The sequence below is a fragment of the Streptomyces sp. NPDC043812 genome, from assembly GCF_056436245.1.
On sequence record NZ_JBWKCY010000019.1, the window covers coordinates 1 to 24,685 of the forward strand.

A 24,685-nucleotide genomic window follows, 5' to 3' on the forward strand; every position below is an offset into this window, starting at 1 on the left:
CGATCGTGATCACCCACGCCGCCAGCAGCCCGGCCGCACCCGTGATCACGAGCATCCAGGCGAAAGCGCGACTCGCGCCGACGGAGCCGTGGGCGGGACCCTTGGCGGCTCGCCGCCTTCCTCCCTGTTCGACGGACAAAGATCCGGCAGCCGTAATTGTCATATTGAATTCACCACTCGTTCGACCCGATGGATCTGCCCATTGTGCCGTAAGCGAAGACGCCATTCGGGGCGAAGAATCCATTCGGCAAAACGGTTGAAGGCATTGACGCCAACGGTGGACATCGCACCGTGTGCGGCAATCGGGTGAACGCCCGCAACCAAACTCCCCAAGGTCAGTTGATCAGGCTGCACCGCGTTCGCGTGTTCAAACGAAAAAGGACAAGTAAGTGATCAAGAAGATTCTGACGACGGCCATGGTCACCGCTTCGATGGTGGGCGCCGGCGCGACGATGGCCCCGCAGGCGCTGGCCGTCGGCGACGACCAGGGCACCTTCTCCGCGAGCGGCAACGGCGCCTCGCAGTACTACGGCAACTCCGCCACCTACGGCGAGCTGAGCCCGCAGATCGGCCTGATCCAGGGCTCGTTCAACAAGCCCTGCATCGGTCTGCCGGCCAAGGCCAACATCCAGAACATCCTCGGCCTGGCGCAGATCGGCGCCCAGGACATCCCGATCCTGTCGGCCCCGCAGAACCAGCAGTGCGTCGAGAACTCCACCCAGGCCAAGGGTGACGAGCCGCTGTCGCACATCCTCAGCGACATCCCGGTCCTCTCGGAGAACGGCGAGTCCACCCGCTGATCGACCGCAGGCCGCAGATCTGCCCCCGTGCGCACCGCGCACGGGGGCAGCTCCGTGCCGGAAGGATATTTCCGCAGAATGGCGTGATCTTTCCCTTTCGATTCCGCGCATCGGTTCGACGAATAATCCGTGAGGCATACGAGTGACGTTTCGAATCGGCAGTCGTTTATGGTTTCTCAGCGGGAAAGGGTTCGTCAACAGTTCTGCGGAGGCGCACGCCTGCATGACGGAAATGCGAATGCGCGTTACGAAGGCCGTACCGCGCACAGTGCCCCTGCTGAAAGGATCGAAATGAAGCACACGAAGGCTGCAGCCGTCGTCGCCGGTCTGATCATGGCGCTCGGCATGGCCACGCCCGCCATGGCCGACGATGAGACCGTGGGTGTCGCGTACGGCTCCCCGGGCTTCCTCTCCGGCAACGTGGTCCAGATCCCGATCGAGGCCCAGGCGAACATCTGCGGCAACACCGTCAGCGTGATCGGCGTCCTGAACCCGGCAGTCGGCAACTTCTGCCTCAACAGCGACTGACACTTCGCCCCCGGGTGCGGGGCGGTCACGGCCCCGAGGAGCGTCCGCACTCCTCGGGGCCGTTGTCGTGCAATCCGTCCCGGCTACCCGCCGCTCGACCCGATCACCACGGTGGCGTCCCGCTCGTCGCACTGCGCGATACGGGGGTCGAGACCGTGCGCGGCGAACGCGGCGACCGTGTGTGGGGCCTGGCGCTCGCTCGTCTCGACGAGCAGCACTCCGCCCGGAGCCAGCCACTTCCCGGCGCCGGCGGTCACCCGCCGCTGGATGTCCAGCCCGTCCGCCCCGCCGTCGAGCGCCACCCGCGGTTCGTGGTCCCTCGCCTCGGGCGGCAGGAACCCGATCTCGGTGGTCGGTACGTACGGCGCGTTGACGACGAGCACGTCGACGCGGCCCAAGAGCGCCGCGGGCAGGGGATCGTAGAGGTCACCCTCGTACACCCGCCCGCCGACCAATCCGACGTTGCGCCGTGCGCAGCGCACGGCGGCGGCCTCGATGTCGGAGGCATGCAGTTCGCCGCCGCCGAGCGCCCGTTTGACGGCCACGCCGAGCGCGCCCGAACCGCAGCACAGGTCGACGACGACGGGCGCGGTGGGCGAGAGCGCGACGGCGCACTCGACGAGGAACTCGGTTCGGCGCCGGGGAACGAACACCCCGGGGTCGACGGCCATCCGCGCACCGCCGAACTCGGCCCAGCCGAGGACGTGTTCAAGGGGCAGCCCAGCGACGCGGCGGTCGGTCATCGCGGCGAGCTCGGCGGCGTCGCGGGCGGTGGCGATCAGCAGTGCCGCCTCGTCCTCGGCGAAGACACAGCCGGCGGAGCGCAGCGTGGTGACGAGAGAGGGGAGGGAGAAGTCGGTCGGTGAAACCGGCATGAAGAGCCTTTCGGGTACCGAAGGGCACCCTCGCGGTCACCTAGATCCGGTCGACCGCACGGCCATGAGATGAGGGCACCCGGCCTGCTGTTGCGGAAATGGGTCTCACCTCCCGGGTCGGTCGTGCACCGTCCTGTCGTGCACCGCGTGGACGCAAACCCTATCGCGTACGGACCGCCCGTCGGGCCCTCGGGGTGACGAGCGCAACATCCGGTCGGGCACCAGGAGAATCGCAGGCGGTCCGCCCGTTCACGGAGAGCATTCGAAGGGTCCCCGGCGCCTGCACCACCGGAAGCAATCAAATCGGACATTCATGCCATGCGCTCGTGGCCCTGAGCACGGGCGATCACTTCCCGGCCCCCGTAAGCTCACGTCATGCAGGTGATCCAGTCCACGAAGCTCGCAAACGTCTGTTACGAAATCCGGGGCCCGGTCCTCGAGGAGGCAATGCGGCTCGAGGCGGCAGGTCATCGCATCCTCAAGCTGAACACCGGCAATCCCGCGGCCTTCGGCTTCGACTGTCCGCCGGAGATCCTCGAGGACGTCCTGCGCAATGTCGGCAGCGCGCACGGATACGGCGACGCGAAGGGACTGCTTTCCGCCCGCCGGGCCGTCATGCAGCACTACCAGACCAAGGGCATCGACCTCGACGTCGAGGACATCTACCTCGGCAACGGTGTCTCCGAGCTGATCCAGATGTCGATGCAGGCGCTGCTCGACGACGGCGACGAGGTGCTCGTGCCCGCGCCCGACTACCCGCTGTGGACGGCCTCCGTGTCGCTGTCCGGTGGTACCGCCGTGCACTACCGCTGCGACGAACAGTCGGACTGGATGCCCGACCTCGTCGACATCGAGCGCAAGATCACCGACCGCACCAAGGCGATCGTGATCATCAACCCGAACAACCCCACCGGTGCCGTCTACGACGACGAGATGCTGCGCGGGCTCACCGAGATCGCCCGGCGCCACAACCTGGTCGTCTGCTCCGACGAGATCTACGACAAGATCCTCTACGACGGTGCCACGCACACCCCCACCGCCGCGATCGCGCCCGATCTGATGGTCCTCACCTTCAACGGGCTCTCCAAGAACTACCGCGTCGCCGGGTACCGCTCCGGCTGGCTCGCGGTGTGCGGGCCGAAGGCGCACGCCTCCTCGTACATCGAGGGGCTGACGATCCTGGCCAACATGCGGCTGTGCGCCAACATGCCCTCGCAGCATGCGGTGGCCACGGCACTCGGGGGCCGGCAGTCGATCGAGCAGCTGGTGCTGCCCGGCGGACGGCTGCTGGAGCAGCGCGACGCGGCGTACGACCTGCTGACGCAGATCCCGGGTATCACCTGTGTGAAGCCGAAGGGCGCGCTGTACCTCTTCCCGCGCCTGGACCCCTCGGTCCACAAGATCAAGGACGACCGGCAGATGGTGCTCGATCTGCTGCGTGCCGAGAAGATCATGGTCGTGCACGGAACGGGCTTCAACTGGCCGGAGCCGGACCACTTCCGCATCGTCACTCTGCCGCCGACGAAGGACCTTGCGGACGCGGTCTCCCGGATCGGCAGCTTCCTGGACGGTTACAGCCAGCACTGACGTGTCACCGACCTGACAAAGTTCCGACCCCACTCAACTTTAGACTGAATCCAATGTAGGATGGTCTCCTGACCGTGAGCAGGAGGCCATCCCCATGTACGAGCCGATCCGCACCAAGTCGGTCCATTCGATGGCCGACGAGGCGCAGTACCCCCACCGCAGCCGCGAGGAGGAGCTGGACATCCAGCTCGCGGGGCACCTCGCCGCGCTCCTCGCCGTCACCGACGAGCTCGGCCTCAACGGGCCCGCCGAGGAGATCGCCGCCCAGGTGTCCCGGCTCCGCGGCACCCCGCCGGCCCGTCATGCGGCCCTGAGCCACGCCGATCCCGCCGCCCTGCACCAGCGCGCCCTCGCCCTCGCGGGCCGTGCCCTGGTCGTCGCCGCCTCCCGCGCCGACACGGCCGCCGCGATCCTGTCCGCCGAGCGGATGGACGCCCACACCGCCGCGCTGAAGAACCGCGCCCTGGTCGGCGCCTCCTGACGGCCCCGGTCCGCGGCCGGGGAGGCCACGGACCGGGTGCCACCTCCGCAGTGCGCCGTGCCCGGAACAGTCGGGGCACGGCACACCTGCTTGCGGCTCAGCGCCTGACGAACACCGTCGCCGACGCCGTGCTCCCCGCGTGCAGGCCGTCGCCGCCGTACGACACCGTGTAGGTCACGTTGCGCCGCGTCCGCGGCAGGTCGTTGACCGTGAACGTGCCGTCGGCCGCCACCGGGACCGACGACAGCGTGCCGGTGCCCAGCCGGTCGGTGCGCTTGACGGCGAGCGTCGCTCCGGCCGGGAGCGCGCGGCCCTGGGCCGTCAGCCTGCCGGTGATCTCCACGCCGCCGCTCATCGACGCCTCCTCAGGGGCTGTGAGCGCGATCGACGTCGGCGCCTTGCCCACCTCGACGGTGATCGAGACGTCCTCGGCCGGGCGGTGGGTGACGTCGCCGAGGAACGACACCGTGTACGTCGCGCTGCCGACCGCGTCCGGTACGTCGAGCACCGTGAACGTCCCGTCCGCCGCCACCTCTGCCGCGGCGAGCTTGCGGGTGCCGTCTGCCGTGGTGCGTACGGCGGCCACCCTGGCCGGCTCGCCGGGCGCGGGGCCGTCGAGTTCGAGGCGGCCCCGGATGCCCAGCGGTTCACCGACGACGGCCTGTCCCGGGGTGTGTGTCAGCGCGTCGGCGAAGAGGGTGTCGTACTGGGCGGCCGGCGGCTGGATGACGTGCAGCCAGAAAGCATTGCCGGACGCGTTGGTGGTGACGGCGAACAGCCGCGAGCCGTCCTTGGCCCACTCCAGTCCGCGCGGAACGACCCGGTTGCCGTCGAGGTCGCCTTCGTAGGCGAACTCCATCGCCGTCGTGCCGTTCGCCGGATCCGCCGGCTGGATCAGCAGATCGGGCGTACTGCCCGCGGCCGAGGCGCCGCGCGCCACGTACTTCCCGTCGCCGCCGAACGCGACGGCCGACGAGGTGGCGCCCTCCGGCAGCGGTTGGTAACCCTGGCCCGCGTCGCTCAGATCGCCGGAGTTCAGCAGGCGGGTGCCGTAGGCGGCATCGGCGACGGCCAGACGCTCGCCGTCCGCGCTGACGGCCACGTCCTTGAGGTCCAGCGCGCCCTTGCCCTCGGCGTCCGCGAAGCGGCGTGAATCGCCGCGCACGGGCGTGTCCCCGGTGGTGTCGAAGGACGTGAGGAACGGGTCCGCCGCGACCGGCCCCTTGGCCTGCCCCATGAACAGGCGGTCCGCCGCGCCGTCGCCGGTGGCGAGCAGCACCTTGCCCGCAGCATTCCAATTGGTGCGCGTGTGGGCCCCATTGATCACGGAGTCCAGGTCGGTCCGGTTCTGGTCGCAGTAGAAGTCGTTGGACGCGTAGGTGGTGGTGTGCCAGCGCTTGGTGCCGGTGACCGCGAGGTCACGGGTGCAGGAGTCCTGGTACACGGCGGTGCGGCCGGTCTCCAGCAGGGTCCGGGTGTCGTAGGCGACGATGCTCTCGTGCTGGCCCACGTAGAGGATGGTGGCGTCCGCGCTCAGGGCCAGGCCGGAGGCGCGCGACGTGGTGAAGAACGAACCGACCCTCTGCCCCTGGAAGTTGTAGGCGGCGACAGTGCCGCCGTAGTGCGCGTAGCCCGCCTTGTCGGACACGAACACCCGCTCGTTCACCGAGTCGACCACCATGTCGGAGAACGAGGAGAACGGCAGCTTGGCGACCACGTCGGACGCCTCGGCCGCGTGTGCGGCGGGTGCCGCGAGGACGAGTCCCGCGCCGCCGATCGCGAAGGCGGCGACCATCGCCGCAAGACGTCTGCCCTTGTGCTGATACGTGCTCAACTATGCCCCCCACAGGCTCAGTTCACGTCCGCCGTCGAACATGAAGATCCCATGGAACATGTGAGCGAAGCGTGTGCGCAAGGCGCCGCGCGGAGGGTCGGGAAACGTTTCGGCCCCCGAAGCCTGAGGGGGCTTCGGGGGCCGTCTTCACGTGGCGGGTCGTTCGTGACCCCACAGGTCAGGGCGGATGTCGGGCGAACCCGCCACGAGGCTTGCCGGGTCAGCCGAGGCGGGCGACCAGGGAGCGGTACTCGTCCCACAGCTCCTTGGGCGTGTGGTCACCGAAGGTGTTCAGGTGCTCGGGGACCAGGGCGGCCTCCTCGCGCCACACCTCGGTGTCGACCTTCAGCAGGAAGTCGAGGTCCTCCTCCGGCATGTCCAGGCCCTCGGTGTCGAGCGCGTCGCGCGTCGGCAGGATGCCGATGGGGGTCTCGACTCCCTCGGCCTTGCCCTCCAGGCGCTCCACGATCCACTTCAGGACGCGGCTGTTCTCGCCGAAGCCGGGCCACACGAACTTGCCCGCGTCGTTCTTGCGGAACCAGTTCACGTAGTAGATCTTCGGGAGCTTCGCGGCGTCGGCGTTCTTGCCGACCTTGATCCAGTGCGCCATGTAGTCGCCCATGTTGTAGCCGCAGAACGGCAGCATGGCGAACGGGTCGCGGCGCAGCTCGCCGACCTTGCCCTCGGCGGCGGCGGTCTTCTCGGAGGCGACGTTCGCGCCGAGGAACACGCCGTGCTGCCAGTCGAAGGACTCGGTCACCAGCGGCACGGCGGAGGCGCGGCGGCCGCCGAAGAGGATCGCCGAGATCGGCACACCCTTCGGGTCCTCCCACTCGGGCGCGGCGATCGGGCACTGCGAGGCCGGGACGGTGAAGCGGGCGTTCGGGTGGGCGGCCGGGGTCTCGGACGCGGGCGTCCAGTCGTTGCCCTTCCAGTCCGTGAGGTGGGCCGGGGCCTCCTCGGTCATGCCCTCCCACCAGATGTCGTTGTCGTCGGTGAGCGCGACATTGGTGAAGACGGCGTTGCCCCACAGCGTCTTCATGGCGTTGGCGTTGGTGTGCTCGCCGGTGCCGGGCGCGACGCCGAAGAAGCCGGCCTCGGGGTTGATCGCGTAGAGACGGCCGTCCTGACCGAAGCGCATCCAGGCGATGTCGTCACCGATGGTCTCGACGGTCCAGCCGGAGATCGTGGGCTCCAGCATCGCGAGGTTGGTCTTGCCGCAGGCGGACGGGAACGCGGCGGCGACGTACTTCGACTCGCCCTGCGGCGGGGTCAGCTTGAGGATCAGCATGTGCTCGGCGAGCCAGCCCTCGTCGCGGGCCATGACGGACGCGATGCGCAGGGCGTAGCACTTCTTGCCGAGCAGGGCGTTGCCGCCGTAGCCGGAGCCGTAGGACCAGATCTCACGGGTCTCGGGGAAGTGCGAGATGTACTTGGTGGAGTTGCACGGCCACGGGACGTCGGCCTCGCCCTCCGCCAGGGGCGCGCCCAGCGTGTGTACGGCCTTGACGAAGAAGCCGTCGGTGCCGAGCTCGTCGAGGACGGGCTGCCCCATACGGGTCATGGTGCGCATGGAGACGGCGACGTAGGCGGAGTCGGTGATCTCGACGCCGATCGCGGAGAGCGGCGAGCCCAGCGGGCCCATGCAGAACGGGACGACGTACATCGTCCGGCCCTTCATCGAGCCGCGGAAGATGCCCTTCTCGCCGGCGAAGATGTCCTTCATCTCCGCCGGGGCCTTCCAGTGGTTCGTGGGGCCCGCGTCCTCCTCCTTCTCGGAGCAGATGAAGGTGCGGTCCTCGACGCGCGCGACGTCGGAGGGGTCGGAGGCGGCGTAGTACGAGTTGGGGCGCTTGATCGGGTCCAGCTTCTTGAACGTGCCCTTGGCGACCAGCTCCTCGCAGAGCCGCTCGTACTCGGACTCCGAGCCGTCGCACCAGACGATGTCGTCCGGCTGCGTGATGGCAGCGATCTCATCGACCCAGGTGATCAGTTCCTGGTGATTGGTGGGCAGGGGAGCCGCGATGTCGCGCGCCACGATCGCTCCTAAGTGAGGGGTTCGTTGGTTGTTGCCCCGTGGGGGCTGCGACCCGGATGCTTCGACCTACTTGTGGCTGGCGCTCATCCGGTGCCGACCGCACTCATCTGATCATCGATGCCGAACGCCCATATGTCCAGAGGACCTCTCACGTGAGCATCGCCACTCGCGCGGCGAGCACGGCCACCCCGTGCCGTTACCTACGGTTGCGTAGGTAGCATGCGAGCATGACGCCAGCCGCGCCCGAAGTGACCGAGCTAGACCCACCGCCGGTGAAGCCGCGACTGCGCGGCTGGCTGCACGCGGCGATGTTCCCGGCCGTACTGATCTCGGGTGTCGTCCTCACGACGCTCGCGGATTCGACGCGCGGCAAGATCGCCTGCGGCATCTACATGCTCACCGCCTGCCTGCTGTTCGGCGTGAGCGCGGTCTACCACCGCGGCAACTGGGGCCCGCGGGCGACCGCCGTCCTGCGCCGACTCGACCACGCGAACATCTTCCTGATCATCGCGGGCACGTACACCCCGCTCACCCTGCTACTGCTCCCCGACGCCACGGGACGGGTGCTGCTCTGGGCGGTGTGGGCGGCCGCGGTCGCGGGGATCGCCTTCCGGGTGTTCTGGGTCGGCGCCCCTCGTTGGCTGTACACGCCCTGCTACATCGCGATGGGCTGGGCCGCCGTCTTCTTCCTGCCGGACTTCATGCGCACGGGCGGTATCGCCGTGCTCGTGCTGGTGATCGTCGGCGGACTGCTCTACAGCGCGGGCGGCGTGATCTACGGGATCAAGCGGCCGAACCCCTCACCGCGGTGGTTCGGCTTCCACGAGGTGTTCCACTCCCTGACGCTCGCGGCGTTCATCGTCCACTACGTGGGGATCTCGCTGGTGGCCTACCGGCACTCCTGACGGGGGCGGCGCATCACAACCACATATTGACGCAAGCCCTCTTTTGGGAGTTACTGTCATTTGACATCGACTCTTCGAAGGGGGCTTGTCGTGTCCGTACCCCTGACCGATTCCCGTCGCTGGTGGGCGCTCGGCGCCATGGTCGCGAGCACGCTGGTCCTCGGCTTCGACATGACCATCCTCAACGTGGCCCTGCCGACCATGGCCGAACAGCTCGGCGCCACCACCGGCCAGCAGCAGTGGATGGCCGACGGCTACGTCGTCGTCTTCGCCGCCCTGATGCTCCCCGCCGGGCTCCTCGGCGATCGCTTCGGACGCCGTCGCATGCTCGTCGTCGGCCTGACTGTCTTCCTCGCGGGCTCCGTCGTCGGCACCTTCACCGACGATGTCACCACCGTCGTCTCCGCGCGCGCCGTGATGGGTGTCGGCGCCGCCCTCGTGATGCCGCTCAGCCTCGCCGTCGTCCCCTCTCTCTTCTCCGGCAGCGAGCGGGCGAAGGCCGTCGGCATCGTCACCGCCGCGTCCGCGCTCGGGCTGCCGCTCGGCCCGCTCGTCGGCGGATGGCTGCTCGACCACTTCTGGTGGGGCTCCGTCTTCGTGGTCAACATCCCGATGGTCGCCATCGGCATCGCCGCCTGCCTGTTCCTGCTGCCCGAGACACGGGACCCGTCGGCGCCCCGTGTCGCCGCCCTCTCCACCGCGCTGACCGCGGCCGGCCTCGGCGCGCTCATCTACGGGATCATCGAGGCACCGGTGCGCGGCTGGACGGACCCGGTGATCCTCACGGCACTCGCCGCAGGTGCGCTGCTGCTCGCCGGACTGGTCGTCCGCGAACGGCGCTCCGTGCGCCCCATGCTCGACCTCGGCCTGCTGGCCCACCGGCCGTTCCTGCTCAACACCCTGACCGTGACGCTGGTGATGTTCGTGCTGGCAGGGCTGATGTTCGTGCTCCCGCAGTATCTGCAGGCCGTCCTCGGCAACGACGCGTTCGGCACCGGCGTCCGGATGCTGCCGCTGATGGGCGGTCTGATCGTCGCCGCGAAGGGCAGCGGCCCGGCGGTGGAACGGTTCGGCGCGCGCGGGGTGATCGCGGCCGGTCTGGTCGTCCTCGCCTTCGCCGGGCTCCTCGGCAGCCGCATCACTGTCGACAGCGGCTACGGATTCGCCGCCGTCTGGCTGTCCGTCGCCGGGCTCGGCTTCGGCTTCTCGATGGTGCCCGCGATGACGGCCGCCCTCGACACCCTGCCACCGGACCGGGCCGGCTCGGGCTCCGGACTGCTGATGACCGTACGGCAGGTGGGCAGCGCCATCGGGATCGCGCTGATCGGCTCGCTGCTCGCGGACGTGTACGTGAACCGGCTCCCCTCCTACGCACCGGAGGCGGCCGGCGACTCGGTGGTCGCTGCCCATCTGCTGGGGGATCCCGCCCTCGCGGCGTCGGCGGACGCCGCGTTCGTGCACGGCATGGCGGTCGTCCTGCTCGTCTGCGGCATCGCCGCTCTGGTCATCGCGCTGCTCGCGGCCGCCCTCCTGCCCAAGGCCCGGCCGCTCAGCGCCGACCCTGACGTGGCCGGGGCACCGGCGAATGCCCGACAATGACGACCATGGCCGCCTCAGCACCTATGCCCTTCGAACAGCACCAGGCCCCGATGGGGCTGCGGGAACGCAAGAAGATCAAAACCCGTACGGCGATCCGCGAGGCCACCTACCGGCTGATCGCCGAGCAGGGTTACGAGGCGACCACCATCGAGCAGATCGCGGCGGCGGCCGAGGTCTCCCCCTCGACCGTCTTCCGCTACTTCCCCACCAAGGAAGACATCGTCCTCACCGACGAGTACGACCCGGTGATGGAATCGGTGCTGCGGGGGCGGCCCGCCGACGAACCGCCCATCGAGTCACTGCGGTTCATCCTGACCGGGGCCGTCGCCTCCATCCTGGAGAACCAGCCCGAGGAGATGTACCAGCGCACCCGCCTGATGGTCGAGGTCCCGGCCCTGCGCGCCCGGATGACCGAGACCATGGCCGAGACCTCACAGCTGCTGGCACGCCCCATCGCCGACCGGACGGGACGTTCCCCCGACGATCTCGAGGTGCGGGTCTTCACCGCCGCGGTGATGGCCGCACTGCGCGAGGCGATGATCCACTGGGCCGAGAGCGGCCAGAAGGACGACCTGGTCGCTCTCGTCAACCGCACGCTGGACGTCCTCAAGGACGGCCTGCGCCTCTAGCACCGTCAACGGGCCTGGAGCGCCTTGACGTTGTCGCCGAACGTCCAGTTCTTCGACCCGTCCCAGTTGGCGGACCAGGTCATCAGGCCCTTCAGCGCCCCGTTGTAGTGGTTCCACGCCTGCGCCACCAGGTCCGGCGTCATGTAGCCGCCACCCGCGCCCGGCTGGGCCGGCAGCCCCGGCACCTGCTTGTCGTACGGGACTCGGATCGTGGTGCCCTGGATCACCAGGCCCCTGTTCAGGCAGTCGGTCTGTGCGGTGAACCCGGCGACCGTACCGGCGGAGTACGAGTCGCCCGAGCAGCCGTACATGCTGCCGTTGTAGTACTGCATGTTGAGCCACCACAGACGGCCGTTGTCCGCGTACTTCTTGACGATGGGCAGATACGCGCCCCAGATCGAGCCGTAAACGACGCTCCCGCCGGTGACGTACGCCGTCTCCGGAGCCATCGTCAGTCCGAAATTCGCGGGCATTCTGGCGAGTACGCCGTCGATGATGCGGATGAGATTGGCCTGCGACGGTGACAACTGGCTGATGTTGCCGCTGCCGACGAGACCGGTCTCGATGTCGATGTCGATGCCGTCGAAGTTGTACGCCTTCAGGATCGGCACGATGGTCTCGACGAACCGGTCTGCGACGGCGCTGGAGCTGAGATCGATCCCGGCGGTTGCGCCGCCGATGGACATCAGGATGGTCGCCCCGGCGGCCTTGGCCTGGCACATCTCGGCGGGGGTGGCGACCTTGACGGTGCTGTCCATGCCGTCCTCCCACAGCACGGTGCCGTCGGAACGGATGACGGGGAAGGCGGTGTTGACGACGTTGTAGCCGTGGTCACGGAACCGGCTGTCGGTGATCGGAGCCCAGCCGAAGGGCGGGTGCACGCCGTTGGATGCGCCGTCCCAGTTCTCCCAGTAGCCCTGGAGGACCTTGCCCGAGGGCTTGGACTTGACGGCGCAGGTTTCGGCGGGGGGTGGGGCGGCGGTGGCGGTCGTGGTCGCCGGAACGGCGAAGAGCAGCGTGAGGCCGATGGCGAGGAGACGTGCGAGCCGGAGTGACATACGGGCTCCTTCGGGCGGGTGGGGGGTTCCGCTCCGGGCAACGTAAGTTGGTCCAGACCATTCGTCAATGGGTCTGGACCACAAGGCAGTTGCCGTAAGGCGCCGGTTGCAGGTGATCTGGTGTAATCGTCTCCGACAATCCCCCGGGGGTGGGGTCAGAGGCTGGGGGACGGCGTTGCAGGAGCTGGACACGGCAGATCCGCGGCAGGTGGGGCGGTATCGGATCCTCGCGCGCCTGGGAGCAGGCGGGATGGGCCGCGTGTACCTGGGGCGCTCCACCAGCGGCCGGATGGTCGCCGTCAAGGTGGTGCGCGCCGAACTGGCCGAGGACCCGGACTTCCAGCGCCGTTTCGCCCGCGAGGTGGAGGCCGCCCGGCGCGTCACCGGATTCTTCACCGCGGCCGTGGTCGACGCCGATCCCGCGGGCTCCCCCGCCTGGCTCGCCACCGCCTACGTTCCGGGACTGCCGCTCGACGACGCGGTGCGCACCCACGGGGCGTGGCCCCGGCGTTCGCTGCTCTTCCTGGGCGCCGGGTTGGTCGAAGCCCTGGAGGCCATTCACGGCACGGGACTGATCCACCGGGACCTGAAACCGTCGAACGTGCTGATCGCCGGCGACGGACCCCGGGTGATCGATTTCGGTATCTCGATCGCCTCCGAGGCGAGTGTCCTGACGCAGACGGGCATGGTGATCGGGACCCCCGGGTTCATGTCGCCCGAGCAGGTGACGGGGAAGGCGGTAGGCCCCGCCAGCGACGTGTTCTCCTTGGGCGCGGTACTGGCCTTCGCGGCCAGCGGGGCCGGCCCGTTCGGGACCGGCTCCCCGCACTCGGTGAACTTCCGTGCCGTCTACGAGGAACCGGACCTGCGCGGGCTGCCGCCGGGGACGGAGTTCATCGGGCGGTGTCTCGAGAAGGACCCAGCCCGGCGTCCCACCGTGCCGGTGCTGCTGGCGGACTTCGCACAGATGCTCGGCGAGACGGGCGGGCAGACATACGCGGGCGGGCTGCCGAAGGAGACCGACTGGCTCCCCGAAGCGGTGGCGTCGGCCCTCTCCGGCCGCACCACCACTGACCCCGCACCCGCACCCGCACCCGCACCCACAAAGAACCCAGGGCCGCCGCAGGACGGGGCCGCCCCCGCCGCTGCGGACGGCCGCCCCGAGCCCGGCTCCGGGGACACGCAGGGCGCCGCGCCTCGTGCCGACACGGTGCCCACACCTGATCCACGTATTCACCTCGGCAAGCGGCCCGACGCGCCGCCCGCACCGCCCGTGCCCCCGTTCGGGCCCCCGGTCGTCGACAAGCAGCCCGCACCGCCCGCCACCGAGCCCCCGGTCGTCACCAACTGGACGCCGGCCCCGTCGCCCCCGCTGTCACCCGGGCGCCTCCCCGCACGAGCGCACGGCCGCGCCCGGCTCCGCCGTCTCGCGGCGATCGCTCTCACCGTGGCCCTCGTCACCGGTGGCGGCATCACCGCCCTGCTCGCCAACCAGGGCAAGGACAAGGACAAGGCCGAGGGGAAACAAGGAGAGCCGAACGCCTCCACACGTCCCGCGGGCTTCAACGCCGCGGTCGGTGGCGTGGTCAACGCGTCCGACAGGAAGGGCGGCACCCTCCGCCTGTTGAGCTCCTCGGACGCCGATTCCTGGGACCCGGCCCGCTCCTACTACGGGTGGGTCTGGAACATGCAGCGCCTCTACGCCCGCACGCTGCTGACGTACGACGCCGAGCCGGGCAAGAAGGGCCTGGGCCTCGTTCCGGACCTGGCAGCGGCCCAGCCGGATGTCTCGACAGACGGCAGGACCTACACCGTCAAGCTGAAGCCCGGCCTGAAGTTCGAGGACGGCACGCCGATCACCTCCAAGGACGTCAAGTACGGGATCGAGCGCGTCTTCGCGCAGGAGGTCGTGAGCGGCGGCCCCACCTACTTCGTCGAGTCGCTGGACCAGAACCAGAACTACACGGGCCCGTACAAGGACAACGCCCCCGGGAAGCTCGGCCTGAAGTCGGTCGGGACACCGGACGACCTGACCCTCGTGTTCCGGCTGGCCAAGGCGAACTCCCATTTCCCGTACCTGCTGGCCATGGGTGCCGCTTCTCCCGTGCCGCAGCAGAAGGACACCGGCGCCCGTTACGGTGACAAGCCCGTCTCCTCCGGCCCGTACAGATTCTCGTCGTACACGCCGGGGAAGTCGCTGGTCCTCGTCCGCAACGAGCAATGGGACCGGGCCACCGATCCGCTGCGGAAGGCGCTGCCGGACAGGATCGAACTGACCGTCTCCACCAACCCCGAAGAGGTGGCCTCACGGCTCCTCGCGGGCACCGCCGACCTCGACGCACTGCAAGCCGGTCTGACGCCGAGCGCCGTGAGCAAGGTGGTGCAGGACCCGGAGCGGAAGGTCAACGCGGACAACCCGTACAGCGGCTACATCCGTTACGTCTCGCTCGTCTCGAAGACCGCACCGCTCGACAACGTGCACTGCCGCAAGGCGGTGTTGTACGCGGCCGACACCGCTTCCCTGCAGACCGCACGCGGCGGTCCGACGGCCGGTTCGCTGCACGGCAACATGCTGCCGCCGACGGTCCTGGGCTCCGACGACTACGACCCGTTCGGTCTGACCGACGGCAAGTCCCGGCTCGAGAAGGCCAAGGAGGAACTGCGGGCGTGCGGCAAGCCCGCAGGCTTCACCACCAGGATCGCTGTCCGCAGCGTGCGGGACCAGGACGTCCAGTCCGCCGCCGCCCTGCAGAGCGCCCTCAAGGCCGCCGGCATCACCCTCGAGATCGACCGGTACGACATTACGGAGTTCTTCTCGACAGTCGGCTCTCCCAGCAAGGTCGAGGACAAGGGCCACGGCCTGATCCTGCTGGGGTGGGGCGCCGACTACCCCACCGGCTCCGGCTTCCTCCAGCCCCTGGCCGACGGCCGCCTCATCACGGCGAGCGGCAACACCAACCACTCCCAGATCAACGACCCCGGAATCAACGACCTCTTCGACCAGGCGTCGGCCGAGACGGACACCGCCAAGGCCGCCGGCATCCAGCGCCGGATCAACCACAAGGTCACCGACGGCGCGTACTACCTTCCGATCGTCGCCGACAAGGTCCTGAACTACCGCAACCCGCGACTGACCAACGTCTACGTCCACGAGGCCTTCGGCATGGTCGACTTCCAGGCCCTCGGCACCAGCGACGGCAAGTGACGCTCCGACCGGCCGACCGGGAGCGGAAATGCGTCGAGCCCTACCTGCCCGTCGGCAGGTAGGGCCCGTACCGCGCCCGGCTCACCGCCAGACGCTCACCGCTTCCGCACGTCCCCCTTCCCGCAGGCGACTCCGTCGCGGTTCGGGTCCAGCCGCAGGGGGTCGTCCGCGCCGTTCACCTTCAGCCGGCCGTAGTCGTGCGCCGTCAGCCACTCGCAGCGCGACGCAGTCGACCGTTTCACCGTGTTCGGGAAGACGGTCGGCACGCACACACCCGCGTTGCCGTAGTGCCGGTCGCAGCCGGCGATCTGCGGGCTCACCGGGACCGAGCTCCGCTTCTTCAGCGGCTTCTTCGCAGCCCTGGCCGGGGCGTCCGCGAACGAGTGGACGTGCGCCGACGGCGCATCCGCCGCGAGCGCGGCCGGGCCGCCGAGGTGCACCCACTTCGCCACCGACGGCACCCCGTTCGCGTCGACCGCGAAGAGCATGTACCAGCCGGGGGGTGCCAGATTCGGGTTGCTGGTGACGTTGAGGTCCACGTTGTTGCCGTCCACCGTCATCGGCAGGTCCACGAAACGCTGGTTGGGGTCGGACGAGTGCGTCACCGCCGCCGGGCGGATCAGTTCCGCCTTGGCGATCGGACGGTCGACCGTGATCCGCTGGGTGTCGCCGTACGTCCACTCGCCGTCGATCACCGAAGTGATCTGCGGGCGCGCGCCCTTGAGCAGATACGGCGGCGTGTAGACCGACACGTTGTGGTTGTACGAGCCGTTGCCCGGGTTGTCACCGACCGACATCACCCGGCCGTCGGGCAGCAGGAAGGACGACGAGTGGTACGTCCGGGGGATCGGGTCCGTCGCCAGTCCCGCCTCCCAGGTGTTGGTCACCGGGTCGAAGAACGACGCCTCGTACACCGGGTCCGCCCGGTCGTGCAGTCCGCCCCCGGTCTCCAGGACCTTGCCGTCCGGCAGCAGTACCGCCGAGACGAACATCTTGCCCTCCGCGTCCGTCTGCGCACGGCGGCCCTGACCCTGGTCCACCTCACCCTGCGGCAGCAACGGCCCGTGCACGTAGCCCGGGTTCGGCTCCTTCAGGTCGATGATGTCGGTGAGCCGGTTGGCGACCGGGTTCGTCTCGTTGTTGCCGCCGCCGACCGTCAGGACCCGCTGGTCCTGCGCGGGCGGCAGCAGCACGCTCGCCGACTCGTCCCGCTGGTCCTTGTTCTGCAGACCGGGTACGTCGGTGATCGTGTTGGCCTCGTAGTCGTAGATCGAGGCGCCGGTGCCCTGGGTTCCGTTGCCGAAGACATGGCTGCCCGAGTAGAACAGCCGGCCGTCCTGCATCAGGATCATCGACGGGTACAGACCCCAGAACGACCAGGTCTGGTTGACCTCGTTCAGCGGAAGCCACTTGTTCTGCGCCGCGGAGAACCTCTCGGCGGTCACGTTGCCGGTGGAGTCCTCCTTCAGGCCGCCGAAGGAGATGACGTCACCGTTGCCGAGGACGGTCGCCGACGGATACCAGTGGCCGCCGTTCATGTCGTTGGTGCGGGTGTACGTCTCGGTCGCGGGGTCGAAGACGAACGAGTCCTTCAGACCCTGGTAGCCGATGGTGCCGTCCGCCGACGGATAGCCCTTGTTCCCGGACATGACCAGCACCTTGCCGTCCTGGAGCTGGACGTGACCGGCGCAGAACATGTCGACGGGGGTCGGGATCGTACGGAACGTGCCGTCGGCCGGGTCGTAGATCGCCGAGGTGAACGTGCCCGCCTCGAACAGCGACTCGTCGTTGCCGGAGCCCGCGATCACCAGCACCTTGCCGTTGTGGAGCACGACGGAGTGCATGGAGCGCACCGGGTTCTGCACGGGCAGCACGTCCCAGCGGCCCTTCAGGCACTCCTCGGGCGTGCCCGTGCACTGCGGCTCGGGCGCCGGGACCGACACCTCTTCCATGACGTAGTCGTCGGTGGTGACCGATCCGGTCCCGTACACCGACACACCCCACGCGATCCGGTCGGTGCCGGGCGGGACGGCCGGGGTACGGACCTCGGCACGCTGGTAACCGGCGCTCATGTCCAGTGTCTTGAGATCCGTCCAGTACTGCCAGCCCGCCGTGGTGTCGTGCCGGAAGAGGGTGACGGACGTGTCGGGGGTGGTCGACTTGTACCAGAGCGAGAGGTCGTACTGCTTCTCCGGCGCCACCACCGGAGCGCAGGCCGTGTTCTCGGTGATCAGGGCTTTGCGGTCACCGTCGACCCGCCGGGTCAGCGACACCTTCATCGCCTTGGAACCGGAGTGCGCGTCGGCGACCGTCTCGAAGGTGTAGTCGTTGTCGCCCCAGCCGGACTTCGACCAGCAGGACGGCATGTCGCCGGAACCGGCCGTCTCGAAACCGGGGTTGGAGATCAGATTGGGCGGCCCCGCCTGGGCGGCCTGCGGGGCGGACATCAGCAGCGCCGTGGTCATGACGCCGACCGCGAGGAGCGCAGTTGTGCGTCTGCGCCGGGGCGGAGCGGCCCGGACCGGGCGGATCGGTGGTGACATGGTGGTTCCCTTCGTGCGGCTCTCTTCCGTGCGGCTTGATGGCGTGGGGGGCCCGGGTGGTCAGGAGCTGACGCGCTCGCCGGCCAGGGAGCGGGCCGCCGCGCTGTTGCGGCGCGGCAGATAGACCAGCGCCTCGGTCGCGGCGAACCGCAGGACGAACGTGGTCAGCAGGGCGAGCGCGGTCGCGGGCAGCACCGTCATCCCCAGCTGGGACACGAAGACGGCGATGAGCGGGATGCGCAGCAGCAGATCGGCGTTGGCGAGCAGCGCGAAGCGGCCCACCCGGTCCGCCCAGTGCCGGTGACGGCGGCGGTCGCGGAACAGCAGCACCTCGATGAGCAGGAAGTTCCAGACGACGCCGAACTGGTTGGCGACGATCTCGGCCGGCAGATAGTGCATCCCGGCGCCTGTCAGCAGATGCAGCCCCAGGAGGTTCGGTACGAAGCCGGTCAGCCCGATCAGCCCGAACGCGAGCATCCGTGCCAAGGGCGAGGCGGTGCGCAGCCCGACGAGATGCCCGAGGAACCGCATCCCTTCCCTGGCCGTCGACTTGGACTCGCCGGCGAACCGGTCCTGGAAGACGAACGGCACCTCGGCGACCGTCTCCGGGCGGCAGCGCACCGCCAGTTCGAGGAGGATCTTGTAGCCGAGGGGTTTGAGGGCGTCCGCCGTCACGACGCTGCGCCGGATCGCGAAGAACCCGCTCATGGGGTCACTGATGCCGCGCAGCCTGCGCGGGAAGAGCCCCTTGGTCAGCCAGGTCGCGCCGCGCGAGACGGCGATGCGGTAGCCCCCGGCGAGCCCTTCGCGGCTGCCGCCGCGGATGTAGCGGCTCGCCACGACGAGATCGGCACCCGACCGCTCCCCGGCGGCAACCAACTCCGGTACGAGTGCGGGTGGATGCTGCAGATCGGCGTCCATGACGACGATCCAGTCGGACCCTGCCTGCTTCATGCCCTCGACGACCGCGCCGCCGAGGCCGCCGGCCGGTTCGTCGCGGTGCAGCACGGACACCGGAAAGGGGCAGTCCTGTGCGGCGCTGCGGATCACCTCCGGTGTGTCGTCGGTGGAGTCGTCGACGAACACGACCTCGCACGGCAGCCGGGACGGCACCGAATCGGTGAGCCTGCGCAGCAGTTCACGGATGTTTCCGGACTCGTTGAAGGTCGGGATGACGACGGTGACGGCGCCCGGCTCGGCGACCTGGGAAGCACTCAGCTCCGGATCGCCGAGTTCCTCGGCGCCCGTACGGGGGGTGGTCACAGTTCGCCTCCAGCGATGGGGCTGATCCGGCGGATCTCGATGCGGTCCTCGCCCTCGCCGAACACGGCGACCGGCGTCGAATGCTCCAGGGCGGCCTTGACGTTGGGCAGATCGACCGCGTCCCGCCGGACGGTCGGCGACGAGACGACGTAGTCGATGTCGCGCCAGCCGCGCGGCATGGTCTTCGTCACCGCGGGGTCGAGGTCGGCCTTGTAGAACCAGATCGCCCCGGTGCCTGGTGTGAAACCGTCGTGGACGAGATCCAGCCAGAGGGCGTCGTCCACGAGCACGCGGGTGTCGGCCGGGTCGTCGACCTCGTCCTGCAGCCAGGTGGCGGCGGAGCGGTAGGGGGCGTTGGCGTCGACAGTGAGGGCGGCGCGGTTTCCGTCGTACCAGAGCGGCACCACGTACGCGGCGGCCGCGAGGGCGAGCAGCGCGGCCGCGCCGAGCCGGAAGCGGTGCTCCAGCCGCGATGCGCCCTTGGCGTGAACGGTCTCCGGTGGGGGCACTGTCCCCACGCCCCCGCGCCTCGCACTCCGGCGGGGCCGAAAACGCCGCCGGAGCACCGCGTGCGCCACGCTCGCCGCACCGCCCGCCAGGACCAGCGCGAGGAACGGCAGCGCCTGGATCACGTACATCGCCGGGAGGTAGCCGGAAGGCCGCATGGCGACCACGGCGAGGATGGCGACGACGAGGGACGGGCCCGCCAGTGCCCGGGCCGTCACCGACCAGCGCATGGTGAGCAGCAGCAGCGCGGCGCCCGCCAGGCCGCCCAGCGGCAGCACCCGGTCGTAGTAGAGCCAGGAGCGGAACACTCCGTGCGAGCCGGACGCACTGTCGAAGATGGATCCCGAGCCCGTACGGCTCATCTGGTACGTGATCCCGTCGATCAGTGACACATGGCCCGGACCGGGGAACAACTCGTTGTTCAGCAGCGCGTACAGCGGATAGGACAGACCTATCAGCGCGCACGCCGTGACCGCTCCGGTCACCGCGAACTTGCGGGTGTCACGGTGGCTGTGCCGCCACATCGTCACCAGCAGCGCGGGCAGCACCAGCAGCATCGTCTCCTTGGTGAGGACGGACGTCGCGGCCGTGAGTCCCGCCGCGAAGTGGTGCCACAGATGCCGGCTCGGCGACGCGGCCAGACAGAACGCCAGCAGCATCCACATGACCGCGATGTTGTCGAGGAAGATCTCGCGCTGGAGCACGACCGACAGCGGCGAGAGGCCGAACAGCAGCATCGCGAGCCCCGCCGCCCAGCGCGGCAGGAACAGCCGGCGAGCCAGGACGTACAGCAGCACCGCGCACGCCGCGCTGACCACGAGCATCGCGAACCGCATCGAGGCGACGTTCATCGATTCGGGCGCGATCAACGACGGTATCCAGGTCAGGAACGCGATCTGGATCCAGCCGAGCGGCGGATGGTCGTACCAGTACGTGTAGTGCGCGAGGCCCTCACCCTGCTGCACCGCCCACGCCTGGGCGAGATAGGTGCCCTCGTCGTCGCTGAGGGTCGGGAAGTGGGTGATGTTCCAGCCCTGGACCAGCATGATCACGCACAACAGCCCTGCGCAGAGCAGCAGATCGGGCCGTGAGCTGCGAAACCGAACGATGGGGCGGACATGGACGGGCGTTGCCGCCGGGACGGCGCGCTTGGCGGGGACGGTGGCCCGGTCGGAAGCCCCGGTGGCCTCCGGCGCCGGAGGCAGTGTGGTGGTCACCGGTGGGCGTCCTCTCTGATCTCGGTGAGAGCGGTGAGATGCGCGCCGACGTGGCTGGTCAGCTCCCACTCGTTACGGCCGCGCTGTTCCCGCCAGACCGCGCGTACCGCGGCGCCGGCCAGCAGCACCTGGTAGAACGGGCCGCCGACGACGAGCTTGAGATAGTGGACGAAGCGGACACGGAGGCCGTACTGCACACCGAAGTCGTGCAGTCCGACGACTTCGAAGACGAAGGTGACCATCGCCGTGACCAGTGGCAGGAACGTCACGATGGCGATCCCGACGGGGACGTCGAGGAAGAGTGCGATGGCGACGTTCAGCGGAATGATCACGCCGGAGAACGCCTGCAGGAACGGTGTCATCAAGGTGTAGCGGGCGAGCATCCGCTGCCCGCGGCCCGGAAGCTGCTTCCAGTCCTTCTTGCGGTAGACCTGCAGGAAGCCCTGGTTCCAGCGGGTGCGCTGCTTGAGCAGGCTCATCAGGGTGCCCGGAGTCTCCTCCCGGGTGACCATGTCGCTGTCGTACGCGACGACGACCCGCTTGCCGACCGACGACAGCCGCACGCCCAGATCGCAGTCCTCGGCAAGGCAGTTGGGATCCCAGCCGTCGGCCTCGCGCAGCACCTCGGTGCGCACGAAGACGGTGTTGCCGCCCAGCGGGATGAATCCCTTCTGGGCATGCAGGTGCAGTCGGCTGCGGAACCAGAAGAAGTACTCCAGGCAGTTGCGCAGGCTGTACCAGCTGGAGTGGAAGTTGATCAGCTGCACTCCGCCCTGCACCACGTCCGCGCCGGTGGAGGTGAAGGCGTGGTCGACATGGGCGAGCAGCTCGGGGTGGACCTGGTCCTCGGCGTCGAAGACGCCGACGATGTCGCCGCGGCAGTGCGGGAGCGCGGTGTTGAGTGCCTTGGGTTTGTTCTTCACCTCATGGGTGTCGGTGACGACCCGTACCCGCACCGGGTCGCGCGCGGCGGCGCGCTCGGCCACCGCCGCGGTCTCCGGGTCGTCGTGGCCGACGATGACGATGATCTCGAAATTGGAGTGACTGGATTCGAGCAGCCGCTCGATGGTGTGTTCCAGCACCGCCTGTTCGTGGCGGGCGGGCAGCAGAAGCGAGAACGACAGCCCTGTGCCGCCGTCCGGACTGTCGAACCGGGTCGACGCAAGCGTCTCCGGCGTACGCCAGGCATGCATCTGCCACCAGAGCGTGAACGCCGCCATCCAGAACAGCGCAACGGAAATGGCAACAACGAACAACGAAATGAGCACGAGCCCCCCTTGGCCCCCAGCGCCGCGGCAAGGACCCCCCTGGCCGTACGACGCTCACACTTCCCCCACACGCACTCCCCAGTACGTGCACCAACTGGCATTGGTTCAGGACAATAGAGGCGGAGGATTGCGTTCCGGTGCTCGTCAGATAAATTCCGCTGTTCTGTACTCAGTTGGTGAGTTTCCGGGCAAGCTCTGATGCTTCTGTGACCGGTGCTTCGCACACGAATCGACGACAGACGTACGCAGCCGAACTCCCGTTCACCAACGGGCGGTCCCGCAGCAGCGGAAACTCGCCACCGTCCGGCCGTCCCGCCGCGACGACCGCCCCGGGCGCCGTCGCCAGCAGCGCCGTACGGTGCAGTTCCCCGGCCCGCGGATCGTCCTGCACACCCACCACCGCCACCTCGCGCGGCCCGTCCAGCAGCGCCTCCGCCACCGCGAGACCCCAGCCGATGAAGCGCGGCGCCCGCGGCCCCAGCGCCTTCACCACGCCCAGCGCGCCCTCCGCGGCCGCGCGATGGGCCTCGGAACCGGTGTGCGCCGCATACGACAGCAACGCACCGGCCGCCGCCGACCAGCCCGAGGGCGCTGCGCCGTCCGTCGGGTCCTGGGGACGGCGGATCAGCTGCTCGGCGTCATGGGCGGTGTCGAACAGCACCCCGCCCTCCCCGGTGAACCGGTCGATGACCATGTCCAGCAGGAACCCGGCGAATTCCAGCCAGGTGCCCTCGCCGCCGACCGCCGCGAGGGCGAGGAATCCCTCGGCGACATCCGCGTAGTCCTCCAGGACCCCGGCGTTCGCGCCCGCACGGCCGTCCTTGGACGTACGGTGCATCCGCACGCCGCCGGCGGAGAAGTCCATGTGCAGCCGCACCAGCAGATCGGCGGCCTCCGTGGCCCGCTCGATCAGATCGGGCCGGTCGAAATACGCGCCGGTCTCGGCGAGTGCGGCGATCGCCAGCCCGTTCCACGCGGCCACGATCTTGTCGTCCCGGCCGGGCCGCGGGCGCTCCTCACGGGCCGCGAGCAGCCGCGCCCTCATCCCGCCGTCGGCCTCCGCGCCCGGCAGCTGCAACACGGACGCACCCTCTTCGAAGGTGCCCTCCTCGGTGACCCCGAACAGCTCGGCGGCCCGCGCCCCGTCCTCGTCCCCGAGCACCGCGCGCAGCTGCGCCGGCGTCCAGACGTAGAAGGCGCCCTCGGCGTGGCCGCCGTCGGCCGTGTCACTGTCCGCGTCCAGCGCGGAGGCGAACCCGCCCTCGGCGGTGCGCAGTTCCCGCACCATGAAGTCCGCGGTCTCCAGCGCCACCCGCTTCGCGAGGTCGCTGCCGGTGGCCCGCCAGAGATGGGCGTAGACGCGGCAGAGCAGCGCGTTGTCGTAGAGCATCTTCTCGAAGTGCGGTACGACCCACTCGCGGTCCACGGAGTACCGGGCGAAACCGCCGCCGAGCTGGTCGTACATCCCGCCCCGCGCCATCGCCTCACAGGTGTCGGCCGCCATCTGCAGCGCACCCTCGGCCCCCGTGCGGGCGTAATGCCGCAGCAGGAACTCGACCACCATCGACGGCGGGAACTTCGGCGCCCCGCCGAATCCCCCGTGCTTCTCGTCGTACTCCCTGGTCAGCCCCAGCAGGGCCTGTGCCAGTTCCTGCTCGCCGGGAACGCCCTGCCCGCCGTGAGCGAGGGAACGTCCTGCCAGATCGCGGGTGATCTTCTGCGCGACCTCGTCGACCTCCTCCCGGCGGCCGGTCCAGGCCGCGGCCACACCCTCCAGCACCTGCTGGAAGGAGGGCATGCCGTGCCGGGGCTCGGGCGGGAAGTAGGTACCGAAGTAGAAGGGCTCGGCCGCGGGCGTCAGGAACACGGTCATGGGCCAGCCACCCTGCCCCGTGGCGGCCTGCACGGCCTCCATGTAGACGGCGTCGACGTCGGGGCGTTCCTCGCGGTCGACCTTGATGTTGACGAAGCGCTCGTTCATGACGGCGGCCGTCGCGGCGTCCTCGAACGATTCGTGTGCCATCACATGGCACCAGTGACAGCTCGAGTACCCGACGCTGAGCAGCACCGGCACCCCGCGCCTGCGGGCCTCCTCGAAGGCCTCGTCCGACCAGGGCCACCAGTCGACGGGGTTGTCGGCGTGCTGGAGGAGGTAGGGGGAAGTCTCATGGGCGAGGCGGTTCGGCATACACCCATCCTTGCGCACCCGCCCGAACACCGCCCGCAGGGCACGAGTGCGGTGTCCCCCGGATCTCCTCATCCGGTTCCCTCCCGCGCGTGCGCCGTCCGCAGGACACTTGACGGCGCGACAACTGGGTACGGAACGGAACCGGAGCTCTTCGAGGGGG

17 protein-coding genes and 1 pseudogene are annotated in these 24,685 nt (G+C 69.2%); 8 read left to right on the forward strand and 10 right to left on the reverse strand.

Annotation, left to right across the window (positions count from 1 at the left end):
* Nucleotides 1-163 (reverse strand): annotated as a pseudogene (locus AC067Z_RS26040) (vitamin K epoxide reductase family protein); the annotation flags it as partial.
* 226 nt (nucleotides 164-389) lie between these two features.
* On the opposite strand from AC067Z_RS26040, the gene AC067Z_RS26045 reads away from it, so the two are divergent.
* Nucleotides 390-800 (forward strand): rodlin, encoded by a 411-nt coding sequence (locus AC067Z_RS26045; RefSeq protein ID WP_478792023.1) that lies wholly within the window; start codon nucleotides 390-392, stop codon nucleotides 798-800.
* Between the two features lie 291 nt (nucleotides 801-1,091).
* Nucleotides 1,092-1,328 carry a chaplin gene (locus tag AC067Z_RS26050; RefSeq protein ID WP_478792024.1) on the forward strand — a complete coding sequence of 79 codons (237 nt, stop codon included), beginning with the start codon at nucleotides 1,092-1,094 and terminating at the stop codon, nucleotides 1,326-1,328.
* A gap of 83 nt (nucleotides 1,329-1,411) precedes the next feature.
* Here the strand turns inward: AC067Z_RS26050 and AC067Z_RS26055 are convergent, their stop codons facing one another.
* Nucleotides 1,412-2,203 carry a putative protein N(5)-glutamine methyltransferase gene (locus AC067Z_RS26055; RefSeq protein WP_478792025.1) on the reverse strand — a complete coding sequence of 264 codons (792 nt, stop codon included), beginning with the start codon at nucleotides 2,201-2,203 and terminating at the stop codon, nucleotides 1,412-1,414.
* Between the two features lie 375 nt (nucleotides 2,204-2,578).
* Here AC067Z_RS26055 and AC067Z_RS26060 point away from each other — a divergent pair, with 375 nt between their 5' ends.
* Both AC067Z_RS26060 and AC067Z_RS26065 read left to right on the forward strand, forming a co-directional pair.
* Nucleotides 2,579-3,790, forward strand: a complete 1,212-nt coding sequence (locus tag AC067Z_RS26060) for a pyridoxal phosphate-dependent aminotransferase (protein WP_478792026.1) — start codon at nucleotides 2,579-2,581, stop codon at nucleotides 3,788-3,790.
* 94 nt (nucleotides 3,791-3,884) lie between these two features.
* Nucleotides 3,885-4,271, forward strand: coding sequence for an SCO4983 family protein (locus AC067Z_RS26065; protein ID WP_478792027.1), 387 nt, complete (start codon nucleotides 3,885-3,887; stop codon nucleotides 4,269-4,271).
* A gap of 97 nt (nucleotides 4,272-4,368) precedes the next feature.
* Here AC067Z_RS26065 and AC067Z_RS26070 read toward each other — a convergent pair whose 3' ends face one another.
* Nucleotides 4,369-6,105 carry an Ig-like domain repeat protein gene (locus tag AC067Z_RS26070; protein ID WP_478792028.1) on the reverse strand — a complete coding sequence of 579 codons (1,737 nt, stop codon included), beginning with the start codon at nucleotides 6,103-6,105 and terminating at the stop codon, nucleotides 4,369-4,371.
* Nucleotides 6,106-6,325: 220 nt separating this feature from the next.
* Entirely contained in the window at nucleotides 6,326-8,143 is a 1,818-nt protein-coding gene (locus AC067Z_RS26075) for a phosphoenolpyruvate carboxykinase (GTP) (RefSeq protein WP_478792029.1), read from the reverse strand.
* A 227-nt stretch (nucleotides 8,144-8,370) separates the two neighbouring features.
* Between AC067Z_RS26075 and trhA the strand changes: the two genes are divergently transcribed.
* The 3 genes from trhA to AC067Z_RS26090 all read left to right on the forward strand — a co-directional run bounded on the left by trhA (nucleotide 8,371) and on the right by AC067Z_RS26090 (nucleotide 11,276).
* Nucleotides 8,371-9,048, forward strand: a complete 678-nt coding sequence (gene trhA, locus AC067Z_RS26080; RefSeq protein ID WP_478792030.1) for a PAQR family membrane homeostasis protein TrhA — start codon at nucleotides 8,371-8,373, stop codon at nucleotides 9,046-9,048.
* Nucleotides 9,049-9,186: 138 nt separating this feature from the next.
* The gene (locus tag AC067Z_RS26085) at nucleotides 9,187-10,647 is read left to right on the forward strand and encodes an MFS transporter (RefSeq protein ID WP_478792180.1); all 1,461 of its coding nucleotides are present in this window, start codon (nucleotides 9,187-9,189) and stop codon (nucleotides 10,645-10,647) included.
* Between the two features lie 5 nt (nucleotides 10,648-10,652).
* Nucleotides 10,653-11,276 carry a TetR/AcrR family transcriptional regulator gene (locus AC067Z_RS26090; RefSeq protein ID WP_478792031.1) on the forward strand — a complete coding sequence of 208 codons (624 nt, stop codon included), beginning with the start codon at nucleotides 10,653-10,655 and terminating at the stop codon, nucleotides 11,274-11,276.
* A gap of 5 nt (nucleotides 11,277-11,281) precedes the next feature.
* Here the strand turns inward: AC067Z_RS26090 and AC067Z_RS26095 are convergent, their stop codons facing one another.
* Nucleotides 11,282-12,334: a chitinase gene (locus AC067Z_RS26095; protein WP_478792032.1), complete on the reverse strand. Its 1,053-nt coding sequence runs from the start codon at nucleotides 12,332-12,334 to the stop codon at nucleotides 11,282-11,284.
* A gap of 208 nt (nucleotides 12,335-12,542) precedes the next feature.
* Between AC067Z_RS26095 and AC067Z_RS26100 the strand changes: the two genes are divergently transcribed.
* The gene (locus AC067Z_RS26100) at nucleotides 12,543-15,539 is read left to right on the forward strand and encodes an ABC transporter substrate-binding protein (protein ID WP_478792181.1); all 2,997 of its coding nucleotides are present in this window, start codon (nucleotides 12,543-12,545) and stop codon (nucleotides 15,537-15,539) included.
* A gap of 95 nt (nucleotides 15,540-15,634) precedes the next feature.
* Here AC067Z_RS26100 and AC067Z_RS26105 read toward each other — a convergent pair whose 3' ends face one another.
* The 5 genes from AC067Z_RS26105 to AC067Z_RS26125 all read right to left on the reverse strand — a co-directional run bounded on the left by AC067Z_RS26105 (nucleotide 15,635) and on the right by AC067Z_RS26125 (nucleotide 24,525).
* Entirely contained in the window at nucleotides 15,635-18,004 is a 2,370-nt protein-coding gene (locus AC067Z_RS26105) for a galactose oxidase-like domain-containing protein (RefSeq protein ID WP_478792182.1), read from the reverse strand.
* 138 nt (nucleotides 18,005-18,142) lie between these two features.
* Nucleotides 18,143-19,345 (reverse strand): glycosyltransferase, encoded by a 1,203-nt coding sequence (locus tag AC067Z_RS26110; RefSeq protein WP_478792033.1) that lies wholly within the window; start codon nucleotides 19,343-19,345, stop codon nucleotides 18,143-18,145.
* On the reverse strand, nucleotides 19,342-21,069 hold the full coding sequence (locus AC067Z_RS26115) for an ArnT family glycosyltransferase (RefSeq protein ID WP_478792034.1): 1,728 nt from the start codon (nucleotides 21,067-21,069) through the stop codon (nucleotides 19,342-19,344). Before AC067Z_RS26115 ends, AC067Z_RS26110 begins: the two co-directional genes overlap by 4 nt.
* Nucleotides 21,066-22,337 (reverse strand): glycosyltransferase, encoded by a 1,272-nt coding sequence (locus tag AC067Z_RS26120; protein WP_478792035.1) that lies wholly within the window; start codon nucleotides 22,335-22,337, stop codon nucleotides 21,066-21,068. Before AC067Z_RS26120 ends, AC067Z_RS26115 begins: the two co-directional genes overlap by 4 nt.
* Nucleotides 22,338-22,506: 169 nt before the next feature.
* Nucleotides 22,507-24,525, reverse strand: coding sequence for a thioredoxin domain-containing protein (locus AC067Z_RS26125; protein WP_478792036.1), 2,019 nt, complete (start codon nucleotides 24,523-24,525; stop codon nucleotides 22,507-22,509).
* Between the last annotated feature and the right edge of the window lie 160 nt (nucleotides 24,526-24,685).